The following is a 24,013-nucleotide window of genomic DNA, read 5'->3' as shown; positions in this document are numbered from 1 at the left end:
CGCTGCCCGTGACTGGAACCTGTCGTCTCAGATATTCACGCCGACGCCCCGATCTGGGCTCGGATCTCCAACTGATCGGCGAGTTCGGCGCCTATCGCCCCCGCGCTCCCCAAAGTGAAGGCGATCTGCCGTCCCCACAGGAAATAGCGGTGAATCGGATAGTCGACATCCGCGCCGATTCCGCCGTGCATGTGCTGGGTCGCGTGCACCACGCGCAAACCGCCGCGCGACGCCCACCATTTGGCGACCAGCGCCGCCGCTTCCGCTTCACTCTCGACTCCGCTGTCCATCAGCCAGGCAGCGCGGTGGGTGGTCAATCTTGTGCTCTCGGTGTCGAGATACGCGTCGGCGGCCCGGACGGCAACTGCCTGGTTGGTCGAGAGTGGACGACCGAATTGCACTCGCTCGGAGGTGTATTTCGCCGTCATCGCCAGCGCTTCCTCGCAGACGCCGGTAGCCAGGGCCGCAAGAGCCACCCGTGCACGCCGCAACGTCCAATCTCGAACCACCGCGCCGTCCGCGGGAAGTGCGTCAGCTGCAGTAACGGCAACCCCGTCGAACTGCACAGCGCTGTTGCTCTCGCGGTTCGTCACCGCAAGCGGTGTACGCACCAGCGCGTCCCGGTCCGTCGGCACGATCATCACGGTGACACTGCCGTCCGGCATCGTCACCGGAACCACCAGTGCGGCAGCGAACTCGGCGGCCGGTACGGAGTCGACGTGGCCCGACAGAACCCAGCCGTCAGGAGCCGGCTCGGCGCGAACTGCCGTCTCGGCGTTGTAGCCGGTGTCGAAGGCGCCGGTGACGATCACCGAGCCGTCGAGCAGTCCCGGAAGCCACGACGCTTTCTGCTCCGTACTGCCGAACTCGGCAATCGGCAGCGCTGCCGTCGAAATCACCGACCAGAGCGGCACCTGGGCGACCCGGCGGCCCTGTTGTTCCAGCACCGCCGCCAGACCGAGCATTCCGAGGCCCGCTCCCCCGACCTCTTCTGGCAGAGCAATCCCCAGAACGTCGGAATCGGCGAGGAGCTTCCACAGTTCGGCGTCGAAACCGCCGGCGCCCTCCACTTCCCGCAGTCGGTCCACTCCGGACTTCGCCGAGAAGATCGATTCACTCAGATCCCGCACCGCGGACAAGTTGTCGTCGAATTCGAATTCCATGTCAGCTCTTTTCGTTCTGTGCAGCGGGTCGGCGACGCGCAGCAAGCGCCATGCCCAGACATTTTGCGGCGACGATTTCACGCATCACTTCGTTGGTACCACCGCCGAAGGTGTTGTTCTGGGCGCGTCGACCCAGGTTCTCGACCCGCCCTTCCAGTACCGCTCCGGGTGTGCCGGGGCGCAGTAAGCCCTTGGCGCCCAGCACTTCCTGCAGCATGCCGTACGCACTGACGACGGCTTCGGTACCGAAGATCTTGGCCGCGGCCGAATCCCCGCCGCCCAAGGTGTTGGCGGCGACGTCCGCCACCAGTCGTAGGTTCATCAGGTCGGCAGCACTGAGCAGCGCGTAGACTTCCGCCAATTTCTCACGTACCCAGCCGATGTCGTAGACGTGGCCGTCACCGGCTGGTTCGGTCTTTGCCCATTCGACCACCTCGGCAAAGAGCTCGTTGGCTATACCACCGCGTGCCGCCAGGGCAACACGTTCGTGGTTGAGCTGGTTGGTGATGAGCTTCCACCCTTGATTGAGCTCACCGACGACATTGGTGATCGGCACCCGAACATCTTCGTAATAGGTTGCCGAAGTGCTGATTCCACCCACGGTGTGAATTTCGGTGACCGAGAACCCCGGCGAGCTGGTCGGTACCAGGACCACGGAAATGCCCTGATGCGTCGGCGCGTCAGGATCAGTACGAACGGCAAGCCAGACCCAGTCGGCAAACACACCGGCGCTGGTGAAGATCTTGTTGCCGTTGATGACAAGCTCGTCACCCTCGATGCGGGCGCGTGTTTCGAGGGCCGCGAGATCGGTGCCCGCATTGGGTTCGGTGTAGCCGATGGCAAAGATCAACTCACCCGCCAGGATCGGACGCAGGAAGAAGTCCTTCTGAGCTTGCGTCCCGTGCTTGATCAGAGCGGGTCCGACGGTGTTCAGCGTGACCAGCGACAGCGGCGCATTGGCGCGAATCACCTCGTCGTAGAACACGTACAGAGCTTCGGGGTTCTCGCCCCGACCGCCGAATTCCTCCGGCCACCCCAAGCCCAGCCAACCGTCTTTACCCATTCGGCGCAGAATGCGATCGAAGACGGGGCCGCCTTCGGTCTGATCCACGAGAGCACGGCGGTCTTCGTCGTTGATGATCTCCGCGAAATACGCCCGCAATTCCTTGCGCAGAGTCTTCGACTCCTCCGACAAATCCAAGTACATGGTGAAACTCCTAAGATCTACGAACGCGGCAGGCCGAGTACGCGCTGCGCGATGACGTTGAGTTGAATTTCGACGGTTCCGCCGCCGAACAGAATCGAGGGAAGTCCGATGTGGTCTATCGCGTAATTCGCCGACGGGTCGACAACGGCGGCACGAGGTCCGAGCAGTCGCAACAGATCCCGCGAGCCCTCACGCTGCGCCAGGGCGTTGTACACCTTCGACACGCTGATCTCGGAGCCCGGTTCCTGACCCGCCAGTCGCGCCGACACCCCGCGTAGATTCATCGCGGACAGTGCCAACTCACGAGAGATACTGCGGCCGAGGCCCTCCACTGCGTCTTCGCGAGGGCAGTCGTGGCTCGCGTCGGCAATAACCTGACGGAACAGCCGACTCGAACCGTGGTGCAGCGTGCTGCCCATACTCAGGCGTTCGTTGGACAGCGTTGTCGCAGCAAGCTTCCACCCTTGCCCCGGCTCCGCCACCAGGCAGTCGTCCGGGACGAAGACGTCGTCGAGGAATACCTCGTTGAACTCCGACTTACCGGTGGCTTGTTTCAGCGGACGTACGTCGATGCCTTTCGAGGTCATGTCGACCAGGAAGTACGACAGCCCACGATGTTTCGGAGCGTCGGCGTCCGAACGCGCCAGGCATACTCCCCAATCGGCCTCGTGCGCGCCCGAGTTCCACACTTTCTGACCCGACAGGACCCAGCCACCGTCGACCTTGCGCGCTTTCGTGCTCAGACCGGCCAGGTCTGATCCCGCGCCCGGCTCACTGAACAGCTGGCACCAGATGATGTCGGCGCGCAGCGAAGGCTCGACGAACCTGTCCTGCTGCTCGGCGTTGCCGTGTTCGAGAATCGTGGGCAGCACCCATTCCCCGATCACCGTGGACGGTTGAGCCCAACCTCGCATCGCGAATTCGTGTGCGATGACGGCCTGTTCTCTCGGTCCTGCTCCCAGCCCGTACGGCGCCCGATAGTGCGGGGCAACCAGTTTGGCGTCGGCAAATCGGGCGCGTCGAGCGCTCCCCTTGGCCGGCGACCAACTGGCGCTGGTGGTTCCGTCGTCGGGCAGCAGCGCAACCTCGTCCAGAACCCTGCGAACCTGCTCTCGTAGTTCCGGCAGCATGTCCGGGTCGACAAAGGAGAAATCCCGTTCCGAATCGGCAGACCGGTCTCCCAACGTGTGTGCCCACTTCACCTCGGAACCCGCCACCGCAGCGATACTGATTGCCCGGCGCCAGTACAGATGCGCGTCATGCTCCCAGGTGAATCCGATTCCGCCGAGCAACGTGACACATTCGAGGGCGTTCTCGATGCCGACGGGCAAAGCGGCCAACGCAGCTTGAGCCGAGACAAGTCTCTGTTGATCCTCGTCGTGCTCTTCGGACCGAGCGGCGTCCCACGCTGCGGCACAGGCAATCTCGGAGCGGACCAGCATCATGGCCGCCTTGTGCTGAACTGCCTGGAAGCTTCCGACCGGACGGCCGAACTGCTGCCGGGACTTCACATAGTCGACCGCGGTGCGTAGCGCCCACCCGGCGATACCGCTCGCCTCCGCAGCCAACACCGTGTTGACGATCAGTTCGACTCGGTGCGCCTGGAGACCCTCGACGATCAGCCCAGCGTCGACCTTGTGATCGGTCAACGTCAGTGTCCCGATCGAGCGTGTCAGATCCACTCCGTCTTCGACCTCCACCGCAGCGGAAGACGACTGCTCGAGCCGGAACCACAACTCGCCGTCGTCGCTGTTCGCTTGCACGAGAACGACATCGGCTCCGGGCAGACCTAGAGCCGGGTCGGCAGAACCGCTCACGGTCCACCCTGCATCGCTGCTAGCCGCGCGCAATCCCACGCCGGTGCAGACTGCTCCGGTTGCACCGGCAGCCAATTCGGTCAGCATTGATTCCGCAGCCGGGCCGGCAGCTTTTGCGAGGATCCCACTGGCGATGACCGTCGGAACGTACGGTCCCGGGTAAAGCGCATCACCCAATTGCTCGACTACCACCGCCAGTTCGGCAAGCCCTGCCCCGTCACCGCCGTACTGCTCCGGCAGGTGCACTGCGTGCAGTCCCTGACGGACCAATCCATTCCACGAGTCCGGCCGATCACCGGCGGCGTACCGCTTGACGTTGCTGCGCGTGTCGGCGATTCCACCGAAGCGGTTCGCGAATGCGGCTACCGCTTCCGCCAGGTCACGGTGATCTTCGAGCAGGGGCAGTGCCATGGCAGGTTCCTCAATCTTCGGTTCTTGTCAGATGCGTTCGAGAATCAGGCAGGTGGTTGCGGCGGACGCGCAGATCGCGATCAGTGCGATGGACTTGTCCCGGCGCTCCAGTTCGTCGATGACATTGGCCAACAGTCTGATTCCGGTTGCACCGGCCGGATGGCCCAGTGCGATTGCACCACCGTTGACGTTCAGCAATTCGGGATCGACGCCGTGAACCTGCGCGAACGACATCGGTACCGAAGCAAATGCCTCGTTGACCTCGAACAGGTCGATGTCGTCGATCGTCAGACCGGTGCGGCCGAGCACGATGTTTGCCGCGTCCACGGGACCGTCGAGCATGAACTCGATGTCTCCGCCGATGACGCACTGCGCCAATATCTTTGCCCGCGGCCGCACGCCGAGCATCCTGGCTCGATCCTCGGACATCAGCAGAGCGGCACTCGCACCGTCCGAGACCTGCGAAGACGTTCCAGCGGTGTGCAATCCGCCCTCTTGAACGGTCCGCAGTTTCGCGAGTCCTTCGAGACTCGATTCGCGCAGACCCTGATCCCGATGAACCGGAGCGTCAGAGCCCGGAGCGACCACATCGATGATGTGCGAGTCGAAGCGTCCTGCCTCCCATGCTGCTGCGGCTCGCTGCTGCGAGCGCAGCCCGAAGGAGTCGAGATCCTCGCGGCTGAAACCGCGCTTGACAGCAATCCGATCGGCCGCGGTGTACTGGTCGACGGTATCGAGTGACCACGACTCCGGACGCGGTGTTCCGAGGCCGGTACCCACCTTGTAGGTGAGTGGTGCCCGCGACATCAACTCGACACCACACGCCACACCCACGTCGACTGCACCGATGGCAATCTGCCCGGCAATCAACTGCACCGATTGCTGCGCGGTTCCGCACTGCGCGTCGATCGTGGTGCAGCCCGCCTCCAACGGAAGGCCCGCATGCATCCAGGACGTACGCACGATGTTTCCGAACTGCTCACCGAGAGGCGTCACACAGCCGCCGATGACCTGGTCGACCGCGTCAGGATCCACGCCCACCCGATCCAGCACGCCTTTCTGCGCATAACCCAACAGTTCCGCCGCGTGGACTCCGGACAGCCAACCCTCACGCTTGCCGAACGGCGTTCGTGCTGCGTCCACGATGACGGGCTTCATGCCAACTCCTCGGTTCGTAATGCTGGGTTCTCCGGTAATGCTGCGCCGTCCAGACCACGCACGGTCAGGGACCACTCGTCGATCAGGTCCAAGCTGACGCTCGAGCGCGCGGTGAACTCGGTGTCGCAATCACACAGCGCTGTGACCGCTTCCACCATTTCTTCCATAGATTCGACCTGATCCGGCCGGATAGTCTCACCGACCAGGACTCTGGCGCCCTCACTGAGCACCGCTGCCCGCGGTTGAACCGTGTTGACGCGAACCCCCTGGCCGTAGAGTTCCACGCCCATGCCGTTGCTCATCCTGTTGAGCGCTGCTTTGGAGGCGCCGTACACGGTCATGGCAGTTCCCGGTTCGACCCACGTGAACGGCGGGCCATGCCACGGTTTGACGGTGCCACTGGACACGTTCACGATCCAGCCGTGTCCGTTTGCCACCATCCCCGGCACCACGGCTTGCATCAGATCGAGCGGTGCATGGACATTTGCCTCGAACATCAACCGTCGCCGCCGCAGTGGGTAATCCGAGAGCGGCTGATAGATCGCCGCTGCCGCGTTGTTCACCAGGATGTCTATAGTCCCGCCAAGCTTCTCGATCGCCAGCGGCACAACGGTGTCGCGCTGCTGCTCGTCCGTCAGATCTGCGACAACTATCTCGACTTTGTTTCCGTACTTGGCAATTCGAGCCGCAGTCTCTTCGAGACTGCCCGGCAGGGTTGCATGCGTGCCGAGCGTCCGGGCCACGAGAGCGACGTCAGCGCCTTCCGCTGCCAGCCTCTCTGCGACGCCTGCACCGATTCCGCGGCTGGAACCGGTGACAAGCGCTCGGCGTCCTTCGAAGCGATCGGTCATGCTACTTCCACTTCGCAGCGAAGCGATTGATGCTCTCCGCAATCCGAGCAACTTCGTCGTCACGCAAACCGTGGCTCATGCCGAGTGTCATGCCGCGGGCAAAAACTGCGTCCGCTTCCGGCAAACCTTCGGCCGGCTGGCGAAATTCGATGTTGTTCATCATGGGGTGACGAGTGACGTTGCCGCTCCACACAGTTCGGGTGTCGATGCCGTCGGCCTCGATGGCTTCCTGCAGGTCGCTGCGCGTGAAGGGGGCGTTCTCGTTGATCATCACCGGGTAACACAGCCACGCCGTGTCGAGACCGTCGAGTTCTACCGGCGTCGTGAAGAATTCAGGATGGGCGCCGTATGCCGCCGAGAAGGCCGCAAATGTTGCCTTACGCGTCTTGTAGTTCTGTTCCAGCTTGTCGAGCTGCACGACGCCGTATGCTGCGCCGAGTTCGGAGGGCTCGAAGTTCCACGACATGAGCTCGAAGATGAAGTCGTTGTCGTAGTCGACGCCGTCGAGTTCTTCACGGAAGACTCGGCCGGACTTGGTACTACCGAACAGGTTCGGCTCGCTACGACGGCCCCAGCGGCGAAGCAGCAAAGCCTTGTCACGGCTGGCTTCGTCGTCGACGCACACCATTCCACCGGTTCCCGCGCACGTGATGATGTGTGCCATCGAGAAACTGGTGACGACGATGTCCGCCCGAGACCCGGTGGGAGTACCGCGGAGCGTGGCGCCGATCGCGTCACACGAATCCTCGATCACCTTGAGTCCATGGCGATCAGCGATATCACGAATGACGTCCCAGTCCGGGCAGTTGCCGGCGAGGTTCGGCATCAGGATGGCACCGGTCTTCTCGGTGACCATTGCCTCGATCTTGGTGACGTCGACGTTGAACGTGTTGGGTTCCACGTCCACGAACACCGGCACCAGACCGGCACGCACGATCGGTGCGATATCGGTGGAGAACGTCAACGGCGACGTGATGATCTCGCTTCCCGCAGGCAGTCCAAGCAGCTCGACTGCCAAGTACAAACCCGAGGATCCCGAGTTGCACATGACGCCGAACTTCTTGCCGGCCAAGGCCGCGATACGTTCTTCCATCTCGAAGACGTTCTTGCCGATGCGCAATCCTTGATGCCCGCTGCGCAAGACGTCGACAACAGCCTGTATTTCTTCCTCGCCGTGGGTGGCCCTGGCGTAGGTGATCCGCTCGCTCATCTTGTTCCTGCTTTCTCGAATAGGCGGCAGATTCAGCGATCTGCCGAGAGGACGAGCGCACTGTGCGGGACGGGAGAGCCGCCGGTCACGAGCACGTTGTCCAGAGTTTTGGTCGGTTGATTGGTGGAGGTGCCGCGGATCAGGCGAACACCTTCGGCAATACCGTTGACGCCGTGGATGTATCCCTCACCGAGTTGACCGCCGTGGGTGTTGATCGGCAGGCGACCGTCCAGCTCGAGATTGCCGTCGGCGATGAAGTCTTTTGCCTCGCCCCGACCGCAGAATCCGTACTCCTCGAGTTGAAGCAGAACCATCGGGGTGAAAGCGTCGTAGAGAATTGCGGCATCGATGTCGTCCGGCCCGATACCGGCCTGGTCCCACAGTTGGCGCGCCACGAGTTCGACTTCCGGCATGCTGTCGATGTCGTCGCGGTAGTAGCTGCTCATCGAAATCTGTTGCGGACCTACACCTTGCGCAGCGCCACTGATGACCGCAGGTTTGTGCGGCAGGTCGCGGGCGCGCTCCGCACTGACGATGACCAGCGCCTGTCCGCCGTCACTTTCCTGGCAGCAGTCGAGCAGGCGGATGGGATCGGCGATCATGCGTGAGTTCTGATGGTCCTCGATAGTGATCGGGCGTTCGTAGAACCAGGCCTTGGGGTTGTTCGCCGCATGCTTGCGTGAGAGGACCGAGATCTGGCCGAAGTCGGCACTTGTTGCCCCGTACTTGTGCATGTACAGCTTGGCGAGGAAGGCTTCCTGCTGCGCCGGGGTCAGAAGCCCGTACGGGTTGATCCAGTTCCGATACTCCTGGTCCGTCGACGCGTTGTACGCAAAAGGTGGCGGGCCGGCGCCGAATCGGTGACCTGATCTTTCGTTGAAGGCACGGTAGACGACCACAACGTCGGCAACTCCGCTGGAGACGGCAAGCGCTGCTTGTTGAACCGGTGCGCAGGCACCGCCGCCGCCGTGTGGAATTCGACTGAAGAACGTCAATTCCGGGATCCCGAGGGCGCGTGCGACCGCAATCTCGGGATTGTTCTCCATGGTGAACAGCGCAAATCCGTTCACCTCTTCTGCCTCGATGTGAGCGTCGTCGAGTGCGGCGATCACGGATTCGCACGCCAACTGCCATTCGCTACGGCCGGAGTTCTTGGAGAACTCGGTTGCGCCGATTCCGGCGATGGCTGCTTGCCTCGAAAATCCTCGTGTCATGCGATTACCCTTTCCACCGGTTCGAGAGTCACGTCGGCCGTCACGTGTGTTCCACGGGCGTTTTTCCCGAGAACCGTCACGGTGAGCGCCCGGCCGTCTGTGGCGGTGACCTCGCCGGTGAATGTCATGGTGTCTCCGGGAAAGTTCGGAACACCAAGCCGTAGTGATGTTTTGACGATCCGTGATGCCGGGCCGGACCAGTCGGTGATATAGCGGTCGATGAGCCCGTTGGTGGTGTTGATGCTCATGAAGACGTCGGGAGTTCCGCGATCCTGGGCCTTGCCCGGATCGTGATGCACGTCCTCGAAATCCTGAGAAGAGATCGCAGTGGCGACGATCAGCGTTCGATCCAACGGCAATTCGAGGCTGGGGAGGACCGAACCCACTTCGCAGTCAATCAGTTTCGTCATTGCACCGAACCCCGTCGCCTCAGTTGCGGCAGCATCTCGCCGTGAGCGTGCTCGGAGAAGGTCACTTCGAGTTCCAAGCCGAAGTCGAGTTCCTCGTGATCGATCCCCGCGATGTCGGCAACCAGTCGCGTGCCTTCTTCGAGATCGACGAGTCCGACGGCGAGCGGGTACTCGAAGGCAGGATCCTTCGGGTGATGGATGACTGTGAAGCTGTGCAACGTGCATCGACGCGTGGATTCGACTGTGTCCCAACTGAACGAGCGGCATTCCGGGCAGGCGGGCGCTGGCGGGTGGCGCAGTGTCTTGCAATCCGCACACCGTTGGATTTCGAGGCGACCCTCTTTGGCCGCGGAGAAGAAGAAATCGTTGTCATCGGTGACGGTGAGTCTCGGCACCGCGGTGTTGCGGGAGCCAGTCTCGCTCATGCGATTACCTCCTGGGCTTCGGGCTTGGTATCTGTCTGGGCATCTGGTTTGAATCTGAGCAATCGAAAGCGCTCTTCGACCAGCGTCTTTCCGTCCTGGTCCACGTACTTCTTGAACAGGGTGATGAAGCACCCGTGACCGAGAGCCGTCTGTTTGAACGGTGAGATCGCTTCGATGGTGAAATATGCGGTGACGTGGTCTCCGGGACTCAACTCCGCGAAATACTCCTGCTCGACGTTGGTCGCGACTACGGAGGTGTATCCGGCCTCGTCCAACAGCGCCAGCAGTCGTGAATAGGCGAAGTCCTCGGAGACTCCGTCGGCACGAAGTTGCTGGACCTGCCGATAACGTCGGTAACCCGCCATCACCCAGGTCGAGATCATGGCGGGCGGACAGACGACGTCTCGACGGCCGGTACTGCGGGCGGCCTCGGCGTCGACGTAGATCGGGTTGCGGTCGTCGTGCGCCTCGACCCAGTTGCGGATCATCGCCTCGTTGACGGCGTAGCGGGCGACGCGGGGTGGTTCGGCCTCTGCGCCGATGAAATTCGGAAACTGCGTCTGCAGGCTCTGCACTGAAATCCTCCGTGAACGAAAGTTGAGCAAGCGCTTGATTTTGAAGCTAGCATAGGAATCCGGAAGTGGAAACACGCGATCTCACCGACGAATTGGTTCGAGCCGGAGCTATCAGGCAGGATTGCGCTACGTTCGACGCCGGCAGCCCGGCACCCCCGAAACCCTGCCCTGAGCAGGACCGACAACCAGTGGAGATTTCAGTGGCATCACCAGATCGTCGGGAGAAGATCCTGGAGAGCTCAGCCGAGCTGTTTGCCAGGAAGGGTGTCGCCACCACGACCGTTCGCGAGATCGGCGACGCCGCCGGTGTGTTCTCGGGCAGCCTCTACCACTACTTCAAGTCGAAGAATGCGATAGTTGCCGAGCTCATGCGCGGCTTCATCACCGACATTCAGCTCCGCTTCGATCAGGTGGAGAAGACGGCAAACGACCCCGAGGAAGTCCTGCGCGGCTTGATCCGCGAGACGCTGGTCGTCATCGAACTACACCCGCACCCGACGGCGATCTACCAGAACGATCGGGCTTATCTTCGCGACAACGATCTCCTGCAATCCGTCGACGGGCCTTCCCGCCAAGTCCGCGAGCATTGGATGAAAGCGATTGCCGAAGGCGTCGATCAGGGAATCTTCCGCAAAGACGTGGCACCGGAAATTTTCTATCGATCGGTACGAGACACCTTGTGGTCGACAACGCATTGGCCGGATCGCCAGAAGTACACCACCGACGAGTTCGCGGATCTGATGATCACGCTCTTCCTCTCGGGATTCAGGGTCGCCTGACCAGATCCGGCAAATCCAGATGTTTCGGGGTTCGTCCCTGCGGCAACAGGATCGACACCGCGAACACGACCACCGCGCAGCCCGCGCACACCAGGTAGGCGACGGAGAATCCGGTCCACGACGTGGAATGTTCCGAACCGCTGATCACGAATGCAGCGAGAATGGTTGCCACCGTCGCACTGCAGATCGTGCTTCCGGACGTCCGCAGAAGTGAGTTCACCCCGTTGGCAGCCGCCAGTCGCTGACGAGGTACGGCAACCAGAATCAGCAGCGAGAGCGTGCTGTACACGATGGCAGTCCCGACCGCTGTGATACCCAGTGCTGCAACCACTCCCCACAGCGGCTTACCGGCAACGGCGTGAATCCCGTACCCGCCGGCGAGGAACACGGCGCCGGTCAACATCGCGGTCCGTGAACCGAAGCGGTCGGTGATACGCACCGCAACCGGTGAGAACAGCACCATCGCGATACTCGCCGGAATCTGGCAGAGCGCTGCCGCGATGATCGACAGGCCGTACCCGGCACCCGGCCCCTTCATCCCCTGCAGCAGTTGTGTCGTGATCAGCGTGTTCCCGAAAAACGCGAACCCGACCAGCAGAGCCGCCAGATGCGGGATCAACACCGCACGTTTCACGAGAGCACGGACGTCGACCAGCGGATTGACGTTGCGCCGCTGTTGAATTACCCAGAGCGTGAACAGCACCGCCGACGCGGCCAGCATGGAGATCACCGCTCCACTGGTCCACCCCCAACTCGACCCCTGAGTGATCGGCACAAGCAGAGCAATCATCGCGGCGCTCAGACCAACCGCCCCGACGCCGTCGAATCTTCCCGACGGATTCGGCTCGGACTCTCGAATGAACAGCACCGCAGCAAGAGTCACGGACAGCCCGATGGCGGTGGTTACCCAGAACAGGACGTGCCAGTTCGAGTACTGCGCGATCATCGCGGAAAACGGTATGCCCAAAGCGGTTCCGACGCCGAGCGTCGAACTCATCATGGCCACTGCGCCGTTGACCTTGTTGCGTGGCAATTCGTCACGGAGCATGGAGATTCCGATGGGGATGACTGCCGACCCGGCCCCCTGCAACGCTCTCGCGAAGATGAGGACAGCGATGTCCGACGACAGCGCACACAACATCGAGCCGAGAGTCATCATCGAGAAAGCAACCAGAAGCATCTTCTTCTTGCCGAACATGTCGGCGAGTCGACCGAAGATGGGAGTGACGACAGCGCCGACCAGCAGCGTGACGGTCACCAGCCAGGACACGGCCGTGCGTCCAGCGCCTGTGAAGTGCGGCAACTCCGGCAGCAGTGGAACGATGACCGTCTGCAGAACAGCCTGGAACACTGCGGCGGCGACAACGATGGGGAACAGGAAGCGGGAGCGCGGCTGCGCGAGTCCCGCGTCGGAGGTGGTGACTGCAGGCGTGCCCGGCGGACGGTCGAGCGTCGTCACCCCACACCGCCTGTTCTCACTAGGTAAATATCCGTTCACCTACATTAGGTGAACGGATATTTACCTAGCAAGAATTGTGACGCCGCTCACCCGTCGAGCAGCTTTTGCACCAGCGGTGCATACAGCGCAACCACCTCGTCCTGGGTGCCGGTGGCATGGCCGGCCATCATCCGTCGGCGCATGATCGCCACTCCGACCACCATCGACATCGCCAGTTCCGCGCGCAATCTCGCGTCGGGGCCGGACAGGCGAGCGGCGAGGGTGTCGATCATCTGCGTCGAATAGTTCTCGCGCAGCTTGCGGTTGCTCTCTTCACTGACGCCGCTCATGAACAACAAGCTCATGGACAGCGGCTTGTACGACTCCAACGGCTTGGTGAACAGCGAGACCATGCGCTCGCCGAGCGAGTCGTTCGGGGCATCGAAGACCGTGACCGCCGCTGCCCGGAAGTCGACCAACTCGTCGTACAACTGCTCTTTGGAACCGAAGTACTTGATGATCAGCGGTGCGCTGACGCCTGCGTCTTCGGCGATGTCCTTGAGCGTGATTTCGCGGTAGGGCCGAGTCGCGAATGCTTTCCCGGCCGACGCGATGATCTGCGCACGCGTCTGCTCGGACGTACGACGCACCTGCTGACCTTGCTCCGTGCCGCTCATCAGGCGTTCCGCGACAATTCACGACGGCCGGACAATGCGCGACCCAGCGTCAACTCGTCTGCGAATTCGAGATCGCCACCCATCGGAAGACCCGAAGCCAACCGAGACACCGTGAGCCCCGGAATGTCTCGCATCATGCGAACGAGATAGGTAGCTGTCGCCTCACCCTCGGTGTTGGGGTCAGTGGCGATGATGACCTCGGACACGTCGACGCCGTCCTCCTGATTTGCGATGCGAGCCAACAACTCCCGGATACGCAACTGGTCAGGCCCGATCCCCGAGAGCGGATTGAGCGCACCGCCGAGCACGTGATAGCGACCCTTGAACTCACGGGTGCGCTCGACGGCCTGAACGTCCTTCGGTTCCTCCACGACGCAGATCACCGTGCGATCGCGACGTGCGTCGGCGCAGATGCGGCACTTCTCCTGATCGGAGACAGTTCCGCACACCGTGCAGAACTGAACGCCGTCACGGATGCGCTGCAATGCATTTTTCAAACGGTCGATCTCGGGAGGCTCCACGGAGAGCAGGTGAAAAGCGATGCGTTGAGCGCTCTTCGGCCCGACTCCGGGAAGCTTCCCGAGTTCGTCGATCAGATCCTGAACCGGACCTTCGTACACGCGTTCTCGTTTCTAGAAGCCGGGGAGACCGGGAAGGCCTCCGCCGAGTCCGCCGGCCAACGGGCCGAGCTTCTCAGCAGCGACTTCCTGTGCCTTGCGCGAAGCGTCCTCGATCGCGCCGATCACCAGATCCTGCAGCGTCTCGACATCTTCGGGGTCGACGACCTTGGGATCGATCTGCAGACCGACAACCTCGCCGGTGCCCTTGACCGTGGCGACAACCAGTCCGCCACCGGCCTGACCGGTCACTTCGGCCTGAGCCATTTCCTGCTGCGCCTCCATCAATTGCTGCTGCATCTGCTGAGCCTGAGCCAACAGAGCAGACATGTCGGGTGCTCCACCTGGTTGCACGAGCGGTCCTTTCTACAGAGTTATCCCCACCAGCGTAGTCGGTGCGCGCTACCGTGAGCGGGTGCGCCGGAACCAGTCAGACACCGTAAAACCGTCAAGAGGGTCAAACATGGCATCACGTGTGTTCCGCTCCACTGCCCTGATCGCCGTGGTCGGGGCCGGGCTTCTGAGCGCTGCGTGCACGATTCCGACCGAGACTGCCGAGGCCACGACTTCGGTCGAGGTGTCTCCGCTGAGCACTGTCGCCGCTGACGTCCCCGCTGCGCTCACCGGCAAGGTCGTCTTCCTCGATCCCGGGCACAGCGGGGCGAACGACGACAGCATCAACACCCAGGTCCCCACGGGCCGCGGCGGCACCAAGAACTGCCAGACCACCGGCACCGACACCGATGCCGGGTTCCCCGAGCACACCTTCAACTGGGAAGTCGCGAGCCTGGTCAAGAGCGAACTCGAAGGCCAAGGCGCCACAGTGGTCCTGAGTCGACCGGACGACATCAGCGTCGGATCTTGCGTCGACGCACGCGCCGAAGCTGCCAATTCCTCCGGCGCCGACGTAGTGGTGAGCATTCACGCGGACGGCGCAGCAGCCGGAGCCGAGGGCTTCCACGTCTGCTACTCCGCGCCCCCGCTGAACGCGGTGCAGGCCGGCCCGTCCGTCACCTTTGCCGAAACCATGCGCGACTCACTCGTCACAGCCGGACTCACCCCGTCGACCTACATCGGTGACGACGGGCTGGCACCACGCGCCGATCTGACGGGACTCAATCTGTCGCAGCGGCCGTCGATTCTGGTCGAACTCGGCAACATGCGAAATGCCGACGAGGCAGCGCGCATGACGAGCCCGGACGGTCAGCAGGAATATGCGTCCGCCGTCACCAGCGGAGTCACCGCCTTCCTCACAACCCCCTGACCTGTCTTCTGTGGAGAAATTCCACTTGTCCACAGGTATGTCGGCACCGCCGAGGTAGCCCGCTCACCTGGATACGGTTCTGCCATGGGGCCGATACTTCAGGTAGATTTCGCTGCTCTGCAGCAACTTTCAGCTGATCTGTCTCGAATTGCGGATCAGATCTCGGGGATCGGTTCCGCCGGACCGATTTTCGAAGCCGCGGCGGCCCTGAATTCGTCCGCTGTCACGGCTGTGTCGACTGGGAATGCAGGCGTCATCGCCGACGCGTACCGGCACCTGGCTACGCAGTTGGGACTCATGGCGTCGGGAACCGCTGCCGCAGCACGTCTGTACGACGCTGCCGAGGGCGAAGTGGTGTCCGAACTGCGCGGAGCCTACTGATGCGGCCCACCGTCTCTCAGCTTCGAACGTGGTCACCGGAGAAATTGCGCACAAGCGCTTCGGAACTGATCGACATCGACCGGCAGATCGAAGTCCTCGGCAATGACGCCGGACGCAGCATCGACGCCGTCCGCGAATTCTGGCAGGGACAAGCGTCGAGCGCAGCCGCAGTGCAGTGGTCTGGCATCTCGCTTTCCTCGTCGCGGCTGTCGATTGCAGTTCGCGTAGTTGCGGATCTGTATGCCGGAGCGTCCAATACGATCGGTGCGGCGCGAAAATCAGTTCTGGACCTGGTCGAGGAGGCGACTCTCGAACACGGCTTGACGGTGTCAGACAGTGGAGCGGTATCGGCACCTGAGACGAAGCAGCCGTGGAATCTGGCCGACGCCATGCAAGATTCCGAAAACGACACGGCTGCACAGGTTTTTCAGCAGAAGATCTCCACTGCATTGACGGCACTCGACGACGAAGACAACCGGGCCGCGACTGCTCTGGGTGCGGCATTCCGAGAGATCGGATCACTCCTTGGCAATCAGCCTGATCGCCTCGACCGCACTGTCCTCGACATCCTCGACGGGAGGTCGACACTCCCCGGGACACCAACGGAGCTACACCGACTCTGGGAATCGCTCACGCCCAACGAGAAAGACGCGTTGGCGAGGTGGGATCCGTCCATCGGTAGCCGGGACGGCCTTCCCGCTCTGGACCGGGACTACTACAACCGGCGGTACCTCTCTGCGCTCGAGCAGTTACCGGATCGAACGGTAGCTGCCGGATACACGGCCGTGCGCGGCGAACTTCGACCGGACACGTTCCTTCTCTCGGTCACGGATGGGCATGCCGTCGTGGCAGTCGGTAATCCCGATGCCGCCGGCAACGTCGCAACACTGGTTCCCGGAACCGGCTCCGGGCTGTCGGGCGTCGGCGGAGACCTGCAACGAACCAAGGCCATGTACGACGCGGCGGTCAGGGCGGCGCCAACGGAAGCCACATCAGTGATCCTGTGGTCCGGATACGACGCTCCCCCAGGCATTCCCGACGCAGCCTCGGATCGGTACGCCAACTCCGCAGCGCCGAGGCTCGACAGCTTCCAGGACGGGTTACGAGCCTCGCATGACGGCCCGCCTTCGCACAACGTGGTGATCGGTCATTCCTACGGCAGCACCGTCGTCGGTGCCGCGACTACCCGTGGCGCTTCTCTCGACGTCGATGAACTGGTTTTTGTCGCAAGCCCCGGCGTCGATGCCGAGCGCGTGAACGAACTGAGCCTGGACGGCGTCGACTCGGACGAGGTGGCTCACCATGTTCATTCGACGACGGCCTTCTGGGATCCGGTCCAATTGATCCCCAAGATCCTCGGAGTCCACGGGTTCGACCCGTCGGATCCGGAATTCGGCGCGCAGGTATTCACCGGATCTCCCGGGGAGCCTGGGTTCGGAGTTCACAGCGATTACTGGGAAAGCGGAAACCCCGCACTCACCGAATTCGGACGGATCATTACCGGCCCGTGAAAGAAGGCGCCGTACCGGTGAAGGTACGACGCCATCTCGGTGATGCAGGATCGGTTAGACGAGTTCGCGCTTGAGGTTGTCCAGGACCTGGGCCTGGATGCGCTGCAGACCCTTCGGAGCGAACGTGCGCTCGAAGAAGCCGCCGATACCGGTGGCACCCTGCCACTGGGTGAGCGTCGTCACCGTCGTTCCGGTGCCGTTGGGGGCAACGGTCCAGGTGGTGACGAGGCTGGAGTTCGCGTCCTTCTCGGTGATGACGTTGCCGTCGACCGTCACTGTCGCCTTGACGTTGCGCGAGCGCTTTTCCGTCGCCTTGAGCGTCCACTGCGCGACGGTTCCGTCACCCTGGCCACCTTCGACGACCTTGTAGTCGAGGTACTGCTCGGACAGGATTCGCGGGCGAACCGTCTCGTAGTCCGAGAGCGCCGCGAGCACCTTGTCGGGTGCTGCTGTGACGACTGTCGAACTCATTGCATTGACCTGACCCATATGCCCTACGTCTCCTTGCTCGACCAACGCGGCTCGATACCGCGAATGACTACCCGAATCCGCACCTCGAACTGCGCAGATATTCCTTTCCATACTGCCTGCTGCGCCCGGGTATCTCGACCATCTACCCATTCCGTGTGAGCTGGTTCACCACTCGGAGCATTTACCGAGTTCGATTGCAACAACTCGATCAAATTCGGGCATTAATACCCCTCCGGATAGCTTGCACACGCAACTACCGATAGCGTCAGGGTGTGACTCTCTCGTTCAATGGGGTAGTTCAGAAGTTAGATCGAATCCGGACAAAGCAAGGCCCGGGTTCCGATGCTGCGCGTGAAATGGGGTTCGAGCAGCACAGAGAAGGCGTCGAACGCCTACTCGCGTCATACCGCGCCATTCCCGCCGATGCTTCTGTACGCCTGGCAAAGAAGACATCCAATCTGTTCCGCGCTCGCGCCAAGACGTCGGCCCCCGGCCTCGACGTCAGCGGTCTGGCAGGTGTCATCGCCGTCGATGCGCAGGCGCGCACAGCCGACGTCGCCGGCATGTGCACGTACGAGGACCTCGTCGACGCGACGCTGCCCTACGGGCTGGCGCCCCTGGTCGTGCCTCAACTCAAGACCATCACCCTGGGCGGTGCGGTGACCGGCCTGGGCATCGAGTCCACCTCGTTCCGCAACGGCCTGCCGCACGAGTCGGTACTCGAAATCGACGTACTGACCGGAAGCGGCGAGATCATCACCGCAACACCGGACGGCGAACACGCCGAACTGTTCTTCGGTTTCCCCAATTCCTACGGCACCCTTGGCTATTCGACGCGATTGAAGATCGCACTCGAACCCGTCAAGAAGTACGTCGCCTTGCGCCACGTGCGCTTCGATTCGTTGAAGAAACTCGAAGAAACGATGGATCGCATCGTCACCGAACGCGAGTACGACGGGATCGCCGTCGACTATCTCGACGGGGTGGTCTTCACCGATTCCGAGAGCTACCTCACACTCGGCGTGCAAACCGACGAGGAAGGCCCAGTCAGCGATTACACCGACCAAGACATCTTCTACCGGTCGATCCAGCATTCGTCACTCACCCAGCCCAAGACGGATCGCTTGACCATTCGCGACTACCTGTGGCGCTGGGACACCGACTGGTTCTGGTGCTCACGAGCTTTCGGTGCACAGAACCCGAAGATCCGGCGCTTCTGGCCCAAGCAGTACCTGCGCAGCAGCTTCTACTGGAAGCTGATCGCCCTCGACCACAAGTACGACATCGGAGATCGCCTCGAAAAGCGCAAGGGCAAGCCCCCGCGCGAACGCGTCGTCCAGGACGTCGAGGTACCCATCGAACGAACCGCGGACTTCGTCTCGTGGTTCCTCGAGGAAATCCCGATCGAACCACTGTGGTTGTGCCCGTTGCGTCTTCGCGAGCCAAGCCCTGCCGCCGCTTCTGCATCACGGCCGTGGCCCCTCTACCCCTCGAACCCAAGCGCACCTACGTCAACATCGGCTTCTGGTCTTCGGTGCCGATCGTTCCCGGTGAGCGCGAGGGGGCAGCAAATCGACTGATCGAAGAAAAGGTCAGCGATTTCGACGGACACAAATCGCTCTACTCCGACTCCTACTACTCGAAGGAAGACTTCGAGGAGCTGTACTACGGCGGCGACCGGTACATCGGACTCAAGGAACGCTACGACCCGAAATCCCGTTTATTGGATCTATTCTCTAAGGCGGTGCAACGTAAATGACCACGTTCAAAGACTCCAAAAGCCAGGACAAGCTCTCTATTGCCGAGATTCTCGAGACGCTTTCCGACGGCATGCTGCCGCTTCGATTCACCGCGTACGACGGCAGCACCGCCGGCCCCGAAGATGCCGACTACGGACTGCACCTCAAGTCGACTCGCGGAACCACTTATCTCGCAACAGCTCCCGGTGACCTCGGCATGGCCCGCGCGTACGTCTCCGGCGATCTCGAAGCCGAGGGCGTCCACCCCGGTGATCCGTACGAGATCCTGCGCATCATGGGTGACGAACTCCACCTCAAGCGCCCGTCCGCACTGACGCTCGCCAGCATCACGCGCTCCCTGGGCTGGGATCTGTTGCGGCCCATCGCCCCGCCGCCCCAGGAACATCTCCCTCGCTGGCGTCGCGTCGCAGAAGGACTGCGTCACTCCAAGACTCGTGACGCCGAAGTCATCCATCACCACTACGACGTCTCCAACACCTTCTACGAGTACGTCCTCGGCCCGTCCATGACGTACACCTGTGCCGCTTACGACAATGCGGAACAGACGCTCGAAGAAGCCCAGGAGAACAAGTACCGCCTGGTGTTCGAGAAGCTCGGACTCCAGAAGGGTGATCGACTTCTCGACATCGGCTGTGGCTGGGGCTCGATGGTCCGCTACGCGGCCAGGCGCGGCGTCAAGGTGATCGGCGTGACTCTCTCACGCGAGCAAGCGGATTGGGCACAGAAGGCCATCGAGGACGAGGGCCTCGCCGATCTCGCCCAGGTCCGTTTCTCCGACTACCGCGACGTGGCCGAGACCGGATTCGACGCAGTGTCCTCCATCGGCCTGACCGAGCACATCGGCGTCGGAAACTACCCGGCGTACTTCGAGTTCCTCAAGGGCAAGCTGCGTGAGGGTGGGCGTCTGCTCAACCACTGCATCACCCGTCCGGACAACCGAAGCAGCGCCAAGGCAGGCGGATTCATCGACCGGTACGTCTTCCCCGACGGGGAGCTCACCGGTTCGGGTCGCATCATCTCCGAAATCCAGAACGTCGGCCTCGAGGTGCGTCACGAAGAGAACCTTCGCGAGCATTACGCACTGACGCTCGCCGGATGGTGCCAGAATCTCGTCGACAACTGGGACGCGTGCGTCGCCGAGGTCGGCGAAGGAACCGCCCGCGTCTGGGGCCTGTACATGGCCGGCTCACGACTCGGGTTCGAGCGCAATGTCGTTCAGCTGCACCAGGTTCTGGCCGTCAAGCTAGGCCCCAAGGGTGAGGCGCATGTGCCGCTTCGCCCGTGGTGGAAGGCCTAGGGGCAAAGCCCCTGTGCGCCTTTTTGGTAGTCGGCACTACCAAAAAGGCGCACAGGTGCCGCAGGCACCCGACTGCGTCCTCACCCAACCTCCCCGCCGCAAGACCGTCTCCACCTCGTGCGCAACCTGGCACGGGGTCTTCACCACCTCGTCGAATCCGTAGACCAACCGCGGACGACCTGCCAGCTCTGCCGCATTGTCACGGCGGCGATCACGAAATGCCACCTCGGCCATGGAATGCGCCCACCGACCGTCGAGACGCACGATCAGCGGCACACCGAATTCGCTGTAGTCGCAATCCTCGTACAGCGTGCGGCCGTCGACGCGGACCGGAGACTGGCGTCTGGCCGACGGCAACCCGTGCGCCTGCTCCACGTCGACCGCATAGTGGTATTCGAGCGTTGACTGCACCCCGTCTGCCAGGAGGCGTACCGCATCGGAAAGCGCACCCTTGAATCGATGTGGTGTTCGTTCGTCAATCCGACGACGCACATCGTTCAACGGAATTCGCGCATTTGTCACTGTGGTGATGAGTGAAACGTAGGCGCTTCGCGCTGTGGATTCGGCGGTCGCAAGATCAATCGCGGTATCCGCCCGCGACGTTCGAGGTATGACTGACGGCACGCCGATGTATCGGTGGGCTCGGGATCGGTGGACGACTACCCCGGGGTGAACCACGCCACCCACTCTGACAAGTGCACCCGACGTTCGCGCTGGAACTCGGCGGATTGTCGCGGACTGACAGCGAGCCGACTTGCCGTAGGGCACGGTGACATGGACTGGCTTGTCTGCGTCGATGCGACGCATTCCCCATTCCTCAGCTGCAGTGTCGTGGCTCAGAATCGCTTGCGGGCCACCATAAAGCCAAGCGGCGTTCAAGATCATTTCTCTGGTGAGCGGGCCAGCGGTCACTGCATACACGCCTTGTAGAACGCGCTGCCATTCGCCGCGGTCCAGAAAGTTCCGCAGCATCCCTCGGTTGTATCCGAATGACGAGAGTTGCTGTTGCCGTACCAGACCGGATTGCGCATCGAGAATCCGGAGAAACTCGCTTCCACCATGAGACGTAGTCATGGCACCAAGCGTCAGGCCGAACTCCGACAGGACTGACGCGAAATTCGCTGTCGGAGTTCGTCTGTGGATAACTCACAGGCTGGGGATGAACCCCTGTGCGCCTTTTTGGTAGCCGTAACTACCAAAAAGGCGCACGGGGGCTATGCCCCTAGCGAAGCCGGCGGGGTGAACCGCGGGCCGTACTGCGCAGCGAGTTCCTTTGCGCGAGCGACGAAGCCGGCCGTGCCGCCCTCGTAACCGACGATGAACTGGTGAACGCCACCGGTCCAGGCCGGGAATCCGATACCCATGATGGAGCCGATGTTGGCGTCCGCCGTGGTGATCAGGACGTTCTCGTCGAAGCACTTCTGCGTCTCGATCGCCTCGATGAACAGCATGCGGTCGATGAGGTCCTGGATCGGAGCATCGGAGGTTCCGGAGTTGAAGTTCTCGCGGAGTCCGGACCACAGGCCGGTGCGCTTGCCCTCGGCGTAATCGTAGAAGCCGGCTCCACCGAGCTTGCCCTTACGATCGAACTTCTCGACGAGGGTGTTGATGACCTCGCCGGCCGGATCTGCCGGCAGTTCCTTGCCCTCGGCCTTGGCGGCGTCGGCAGATTCCTTGCGGATCTTCTGCATGAGGGTGAGGTTGAGCTCATCCGAAAGCTGAAGCGGCGCAGCCGGGTAACCGGCCTGCATACCGGCCTGCTCGATGGTGGCGGGCTCGACACCCTCGGCGAGCATGCCGATGGCCTCGTTGATGAAGGTTCCGATGACACGCGAGGTGAAGAAGCCACGCGAGTCGTTGACCACGATCGGCGTCTTGCGGATCGCCTGGACGTAGTCGAACACGCGAGCCAGAGTCTCGTCGGAGGTCTTCTCACCGCGGATGATCTCCACCAGCGGCATCTTGTCGACGGGCGAGAAGAAGTGGATGCCGATGAAGTCTTCCTGACGCTTCACGCCGGTGGCGAGACCCGTGATGGGCAGCGTCGAGGTGTTCGAGCCCAGCAGCGCCTTGGGATCGACGATGTCCTCGATCTCCTGGAACACCTTGTGCTTGAGTTCCTGGCTCTCGAAGACTGCTTCGATGACGAAGTCGACGCCGGCGAAATCTGCCGGGTCAGCCGTCGGGGTGATCTTGGCGAGGAGTGCGTCGGACTTCTCCTGCGTGGTCTTGCCGCGCGAGAGCGCCTTGGCCTCAATGCCTTCGGCGTACGCCTTGCCCTTGTTGGCAGCCTCGATGCTGACGTCCTTGAGGACGACGTCGAAGCCGGCCTTCGCGGAGACGTACGCGATGCCCGCGCCCATCATGCCTGCGCCGAGGACGCCGACCTTCTTGATGGTGGACTTCTCGATGCCTGCCGGACGTGAACCGCCGCCGTTGATCGACTGCAGGTCGAAGAAGAACGCCTGGATCATGTTCTTCGCGACGCGGCCGGTCACCAGCGAGGTGAAGTAGCGAGCCTCGATGAGCAGCGCGTTGTCGATGTCGACCTGCGAACCCTCGACGGCTGCGGCCATGATGGCGCGCGGAGCCGGCATCGGAGCGCCCTTGAGCTGCTTACGCAGGTTCGCGGGGAACGCCGGAAGGTTGGCAGCGAATGCCGGAGTGGACGGAGTTCCGCCAGGGATCTTGTAGCCCTTGACATCCCACGGCTGAACGCCGCCTTCGGGGTTGGCCTTGATCCATGCCTTCGCAGCCGGAACCAGTTCTTCTACCGAGCCGACGACCTCGTCGATGAGGCCGACTTCCTTGGCCTGAACGGGTCCACGCTGCTGCCCCTGGAGCAGGACGCCCATGAGCGCGTTCTGCAGGCCGAGCATCCGCACGGTACGCACGACGCCGCCGCCGCCGGGCAGCAGGCCGAGGGTGACCTCGGGCAGGCCGATCTTGACGCCCTTGACGTCTGCCGCGATGCGGTGGTGGGTCGCGAGAGCGATCTCGAGGCCACCGCCGAGCGCCGCACCGTTGATGGCGGCGACGACCGGCTTGCCGAGAGTTTCGAGACGACGCAGGTCTGCCTTGATCTCGACGCTGTGGTTGTAGATCTCCTCGGCCTGCTCGGGGCCGACCTTGATCATGTTCTTGAGGTCGCCACCGGCGAAGAAGGTCTTCTTGCCGGAAGTGATGACGGCACCGGTGATGGAGTCCTTCTCGGCGACCAGACGGTCGACGGTGGCCTTCATCGACGCGATGTACGCGTCGTTCATGGTGTTTGCGCCCTGGTTGGGATCGTTGATGGTGAGCACGACGATGCCGTCGGCGTCCTGGTCCCAGTTGATGATGTTCTGATCAGTCACTTTGCTTGACTCCTGGTAAGC

General features: G+C 62.4%; 22 protein-coding genes and 1 pseudogene. 6 read left to right on the top strand and 17 right to left on the bottom strand.

What is annotated here, in order from left to right; all coding sequences use genetic code 11:
• Positions 1-35: 35 nt before the first annotated feature.
• Genes EHW12_RS02135 through EHW12_RS02090 form a run of 10 tightly spaced genes read right to left on the bottom strand, consistent with a single transcriptional unit; the run spans position 36 to position 10,441 of the window.
• Positions 36-1,163 (bottom strand): acyl-CoA dehydrogenase family protein, encoded by a 1,128-nt coding sequence (locus EHW12_RS02135; protein WP_125050232.1) that lies wholly within the window; start codon positions 1,161-1,163, stop codon positions 36-38.
• 1 nt (position 1,164) lies between these two features.
• The gene (locus tag EHW12_RS02130; RefSeq protein ID WP_047271591.1) at positions 1,165-2,370 is read right to left on the bottom strand and encodes an acyl-CoA dehydrogenase family protein; all 1,206 of its coding nucleotides are present in this window, start codon (positions 2,368-2,370) and stop codon (positions 1,165-1,167) included.
• A gap of 17 nt (positions 2,371-2,387) precedes the next feature.
• Positions 2,388-4,598 (bottom strand): acyl-CoA dehydrogenase, encoded by a 2,211-nt coding sequence (locus tag EHW12_RS02125; RefSeq protein WP_125050231.1) that lies wholly within the window; start codon positions 4,596-4,598, stop codon positions 2,388-2,390.
• Positions 4,599-4,625: 27 nt separating this feature from the next.
• Positions 4,626-5,756, bottom strand: a complete 1,131-nt coding sequence (locus EHW12_RS02120; protein ID WP_125050230.1) for a steroid 3-ketoacyl-CoA thiolase — start codon at positions 5,754-5,756, stop codon at positions 4,626-4,628.
• Positions 5,753-6,607 carry an SDR family NAD(P)-dependent oxidoreductase gene (locus EHW12_RS02115; RefSeq protein WP_058227091.1) on the bottom strand — a complete coding sequence of 285 codons (855 nt, stop codon included), beginning with the start codon at positions 6,605-6,607 and terminating at the stop codon, positions 5,753-5,755. The genes EHW12_RS02120 and EHW12_RS02115 overlap by 4 nt, the downstream gene beginning before the upstream one ends.
• Before the next feature lies 1 nt (position 6,608).
• Positions 6,609-7,817: a DegT/DnrJ/EryC1/StrS aminotransferase family protein gene (locus EHW12_RS02110; RefSeq protein ID WP_047271586.1), complete on the bottom strand. Its 1,209-nt coding sequence runs from the start codon at positions 7,815-7,817 to the stop codon at positions 6,609-6,611.
• 32 nt (positions 7,818-7,849) lie between these two features.
• The gene (locus tag EHW12_RS02105; protein WP_030535711.1) at positions 7,850-9,031 is read right to left on the bottom strand and encodes a lipid-transfer protein; all 1,182 of its coding nucleotides are present in this window, start codon (positions 9,029-9,031) and stop codon (positions 7,850-7,852) included.
• Positions 9,028-9,441: an acyl dehydratase gene (locus EHW12_RS02100; protein ID WP_125050229.1), complete on the bottom strand. Its 414-nt coding sequence runs from the start codon at positions 9,439-9,441 to the stop codon at positions 9,028-9,030. The genes EHW12_RS02105 and EHW12_RS02100 overlap by 4 nt, the downstream gene beginning before the upstream one ends.
• On the bottom strand, positions 9,438-9,866 hold the full coding sequence (locus EHW12_RS02095) for an OB-fold domain-containing protein (RefSeq protein ID WP_058227088.1): 429 nt from the start codon (positions 9,864-9,866) through the stop codon (positions 9,438-9,440). The genes EHW12_RS02100 and EHW12_RS02095 overlap by 4 nt, the downstream gene beginning before the upstream one ends.
• Complete coding sequence (locus tag EHW12_RS02090) at positions 9,863-10,441, bottom strand: MaoC family dehydratase N-terminal domain-containing protein (RefSeq protein ID WP_125050228.1); 579 nt, start codon at positions 10,439-10,441, stop codon at positions 9,863-9,865. The genes EHW12_RS02095 and EHW12_RS02090 overlap by 4 nt, the downstream gene beginning before the upstream one ends.
• A 65-nt stretch (positions 10,442-10,506) precedes the next feature.
• Between EHW12_RS02090 and EHW12_RS02085 the strand changes: the two genes are divergently transcribed.
• The gene (locus tag EHW12_RS02085) at positions 10,507-11,220 is read left to right on the top strand and encodes a TetR/AcrR family transcriptional regulator (RefSeq protein WP_172827063.1); all 714 of its coding nucleotides are present in this window, start codon (positions 10,507-10,509) and stop codon (positions 11,218-11,220) included.
• Here the strand turns inward: EHW12_RS02085 and EHW12_RS02080 are convergent.
• The 4 genes from EHW12_RS02080 to EHW12_RS02065 all read right to left on the bottom strand — a co-directional run bounded on the left by EHW12_RS02080 (position 11,207) and on the right by EHW12_RS02065 (position 14,306).
• Entirely contained in the window at positions 11,207-12,679 is a 1,473-nt protein-coding gene (locus tag EHW12_RS02080; protein WP_007731537.1) for an MFS transporter, read from the bottom strand. The genes EHW12_RS02085 and EHW12_RS02080 overlap by 14 nt on opposite strands.
• A gap of 86 nt (positions 12,680-12,765) precedes the next feature.
• A complete protein-coding gene (locus EHW12_RS02075) occupies positions 12,766-13,335 on the bottom strand; it encodes a TetR family transcriptional regulator (protein WP_007731538.1) in 570 nt (189 codons plus the stop codon).
• Positions 13,335-13,955: a recombination mediator RecR gene (gene recR / locus EHW12_RS02070; RefSeq protein ID WP_003943917.1), complete on the bottom strand. Its 621-nt coding sequence runs from the start codon at positions 13,953-13,955 to the stop codon at positions 13,335-13,337. The genes EHW12_RS02075 and recR overlap by 1 nt, the downstream gene beginning before the upstream one ends.
• Positions 13,956-13,967: 12 nt before the next feature.
• Complete coding sequence (locus tag EHW12_RS02065; RefSeq protein ID WP_125050227.1) at positions 13,968-14,306, bottom strand: YbaB/EbfC family nucleoid-associated protein; 339 nt, start codon at positions 14,304-14,306, stop codon at positions 13,968-13,970.
• A 109-nt stretch (positions 14,307-14,415) separates the two neighbouring features.
• Between EHW12_RS02065 and EHW12_RS02060 the strand changes: the two genes are divergently transcribed.
• From EHW12_RS02060 to EHW12_RS02050, 3 genes are all read left to right on the top strand, one after another.
• On the top strand, positions 14,416-15,216 hold the full coding sequence (locus EHW12_RS02060) for an Rv3717 family N-acetylmuramoyl-L-alanine amidase (RefSeq protein WP_125050226.1): 801 nt from the start codon (positions 14,416-14,418) through the stop codon (positions 15,214-15,216).
• Positions 15,217-15,300: 84 nt separating this feature from the next.
• Positions 15,301-15,597 (top strand): hypothetical protein, encoded by a 297-nt coding sequence (locus tag EHW12_RS02055; RefSeq protein ID WP_076948715.1) that lies wholly within the window; start codon positions 15,301-15,303, stop codon positions 15,595-15,597.
• Positions 15,597-17,108 carry an alpha/beta hydrolase gene (locus EHW12_RS02050; protein WP_076948714.1) on the top strand — a complete coding sequence of 504 codons (1,512 nt, stop codon included), beginning with the start codon at positions 15,597-15,599 and terminating at the stop codon, positions 17,106-17,108. The genes EHW12_RS02055 and EHW12_RS02050 overlap by 1 nt, the downstream gene beginning before the upstream one ends.
• A 54-nt stretch (positions 17,109-17,162) precedes the next feature.
• On the opposite strand, the gene EHW12_RS02045 is transcribed toward EHW12_RS02050, so the two are convergent.
• Positions 17,163-17,597: an SRPBCC family protein gene (locus EHW12_RS02045; RefSeq protein WP_003943959.1), complete on the bottom strand. Its 435-nt coding sequence runs from the start codon at positions 17,595-17,597 to the stop codon at positions 17,163-17,165.
• A 338-nt stretch (positions 17,598-17,935) separates the two neighbouring features.
• Here EHW12_RS02045 and EHW12_RS02035 point away from each other — a divergent pair.
• Positions 17,936-19,338: pseudogene (locus tag EHW12_RS02035) on the top strand (FAD-binding oxidoreductase).
• The gene (locus EHW12_RS02030; protein WP_003943932.1) at positions 19,335-20,636 is read left to right on the top strand and encodes a class I SAM-dependent methyltransferase; all 1,302 of its coding nucleotides are present in this window, start codon (positions 19,335-19,337) and stop codon (positions 20,634-20,636) included. The pseudogene EHW12_RS02035 and the gene EHW12_RS02030 overlap by 4 nt, the downstream one beginning before the upstream one ends.
• Positions 20,637-20,672: 36 nt before the next feature.
• Here EHW12_RS02030 and EHW12_RS02025 read toward each other — a convergent pair whose 3' ends face one another.
• Both EHW12_RS02025 and EHW12_RS02020 read right to left on the bottom strand, forming a co-directional pair.
• A complete protein-coding gene (locus tag EHW12_RS02025; protein WP_047271575.1) occupies positions 20,673-21,710 on the bottom strand; it encodes a type IV toxin-antitoxin system AbiEi family antitoxin domain-containing protein in 1,038 nt (345 codons plus the stop codon).
• Between the two features lie 140 nt (positions 21,711-21,850).
• Positions 21,851-23,992: a 3-hydroxyacyl-CoA dehydrogenase NAD-binding domain-containing protein gene (locus EHW12_RS02020; RefSeq protein ID WP_003943799.1), complete on the bottom strand. Its 2,142-nt coding sequence runs from the start codon at positions 23,990-23,992 to the stop codon at positions 21,851-21,853.
• Positions 23,993-24,013 lie beyond the last annotated feature (21 nt).

Source organism: Rhodococcus sp. NJ-530 (genome assembly GCF_003860625.1).
GTDB lineage: Bacteria > Actinomycetota > Actinomycetes > Mycobacteriales > Mycobacteriaceae > Rhodococcus_F > Rhodococcus_F qingshengii.
Note: the sequence above shows the minus strand (reverse complement) of the source record. Positions and strands in the feature narration are given on the sequence as shown.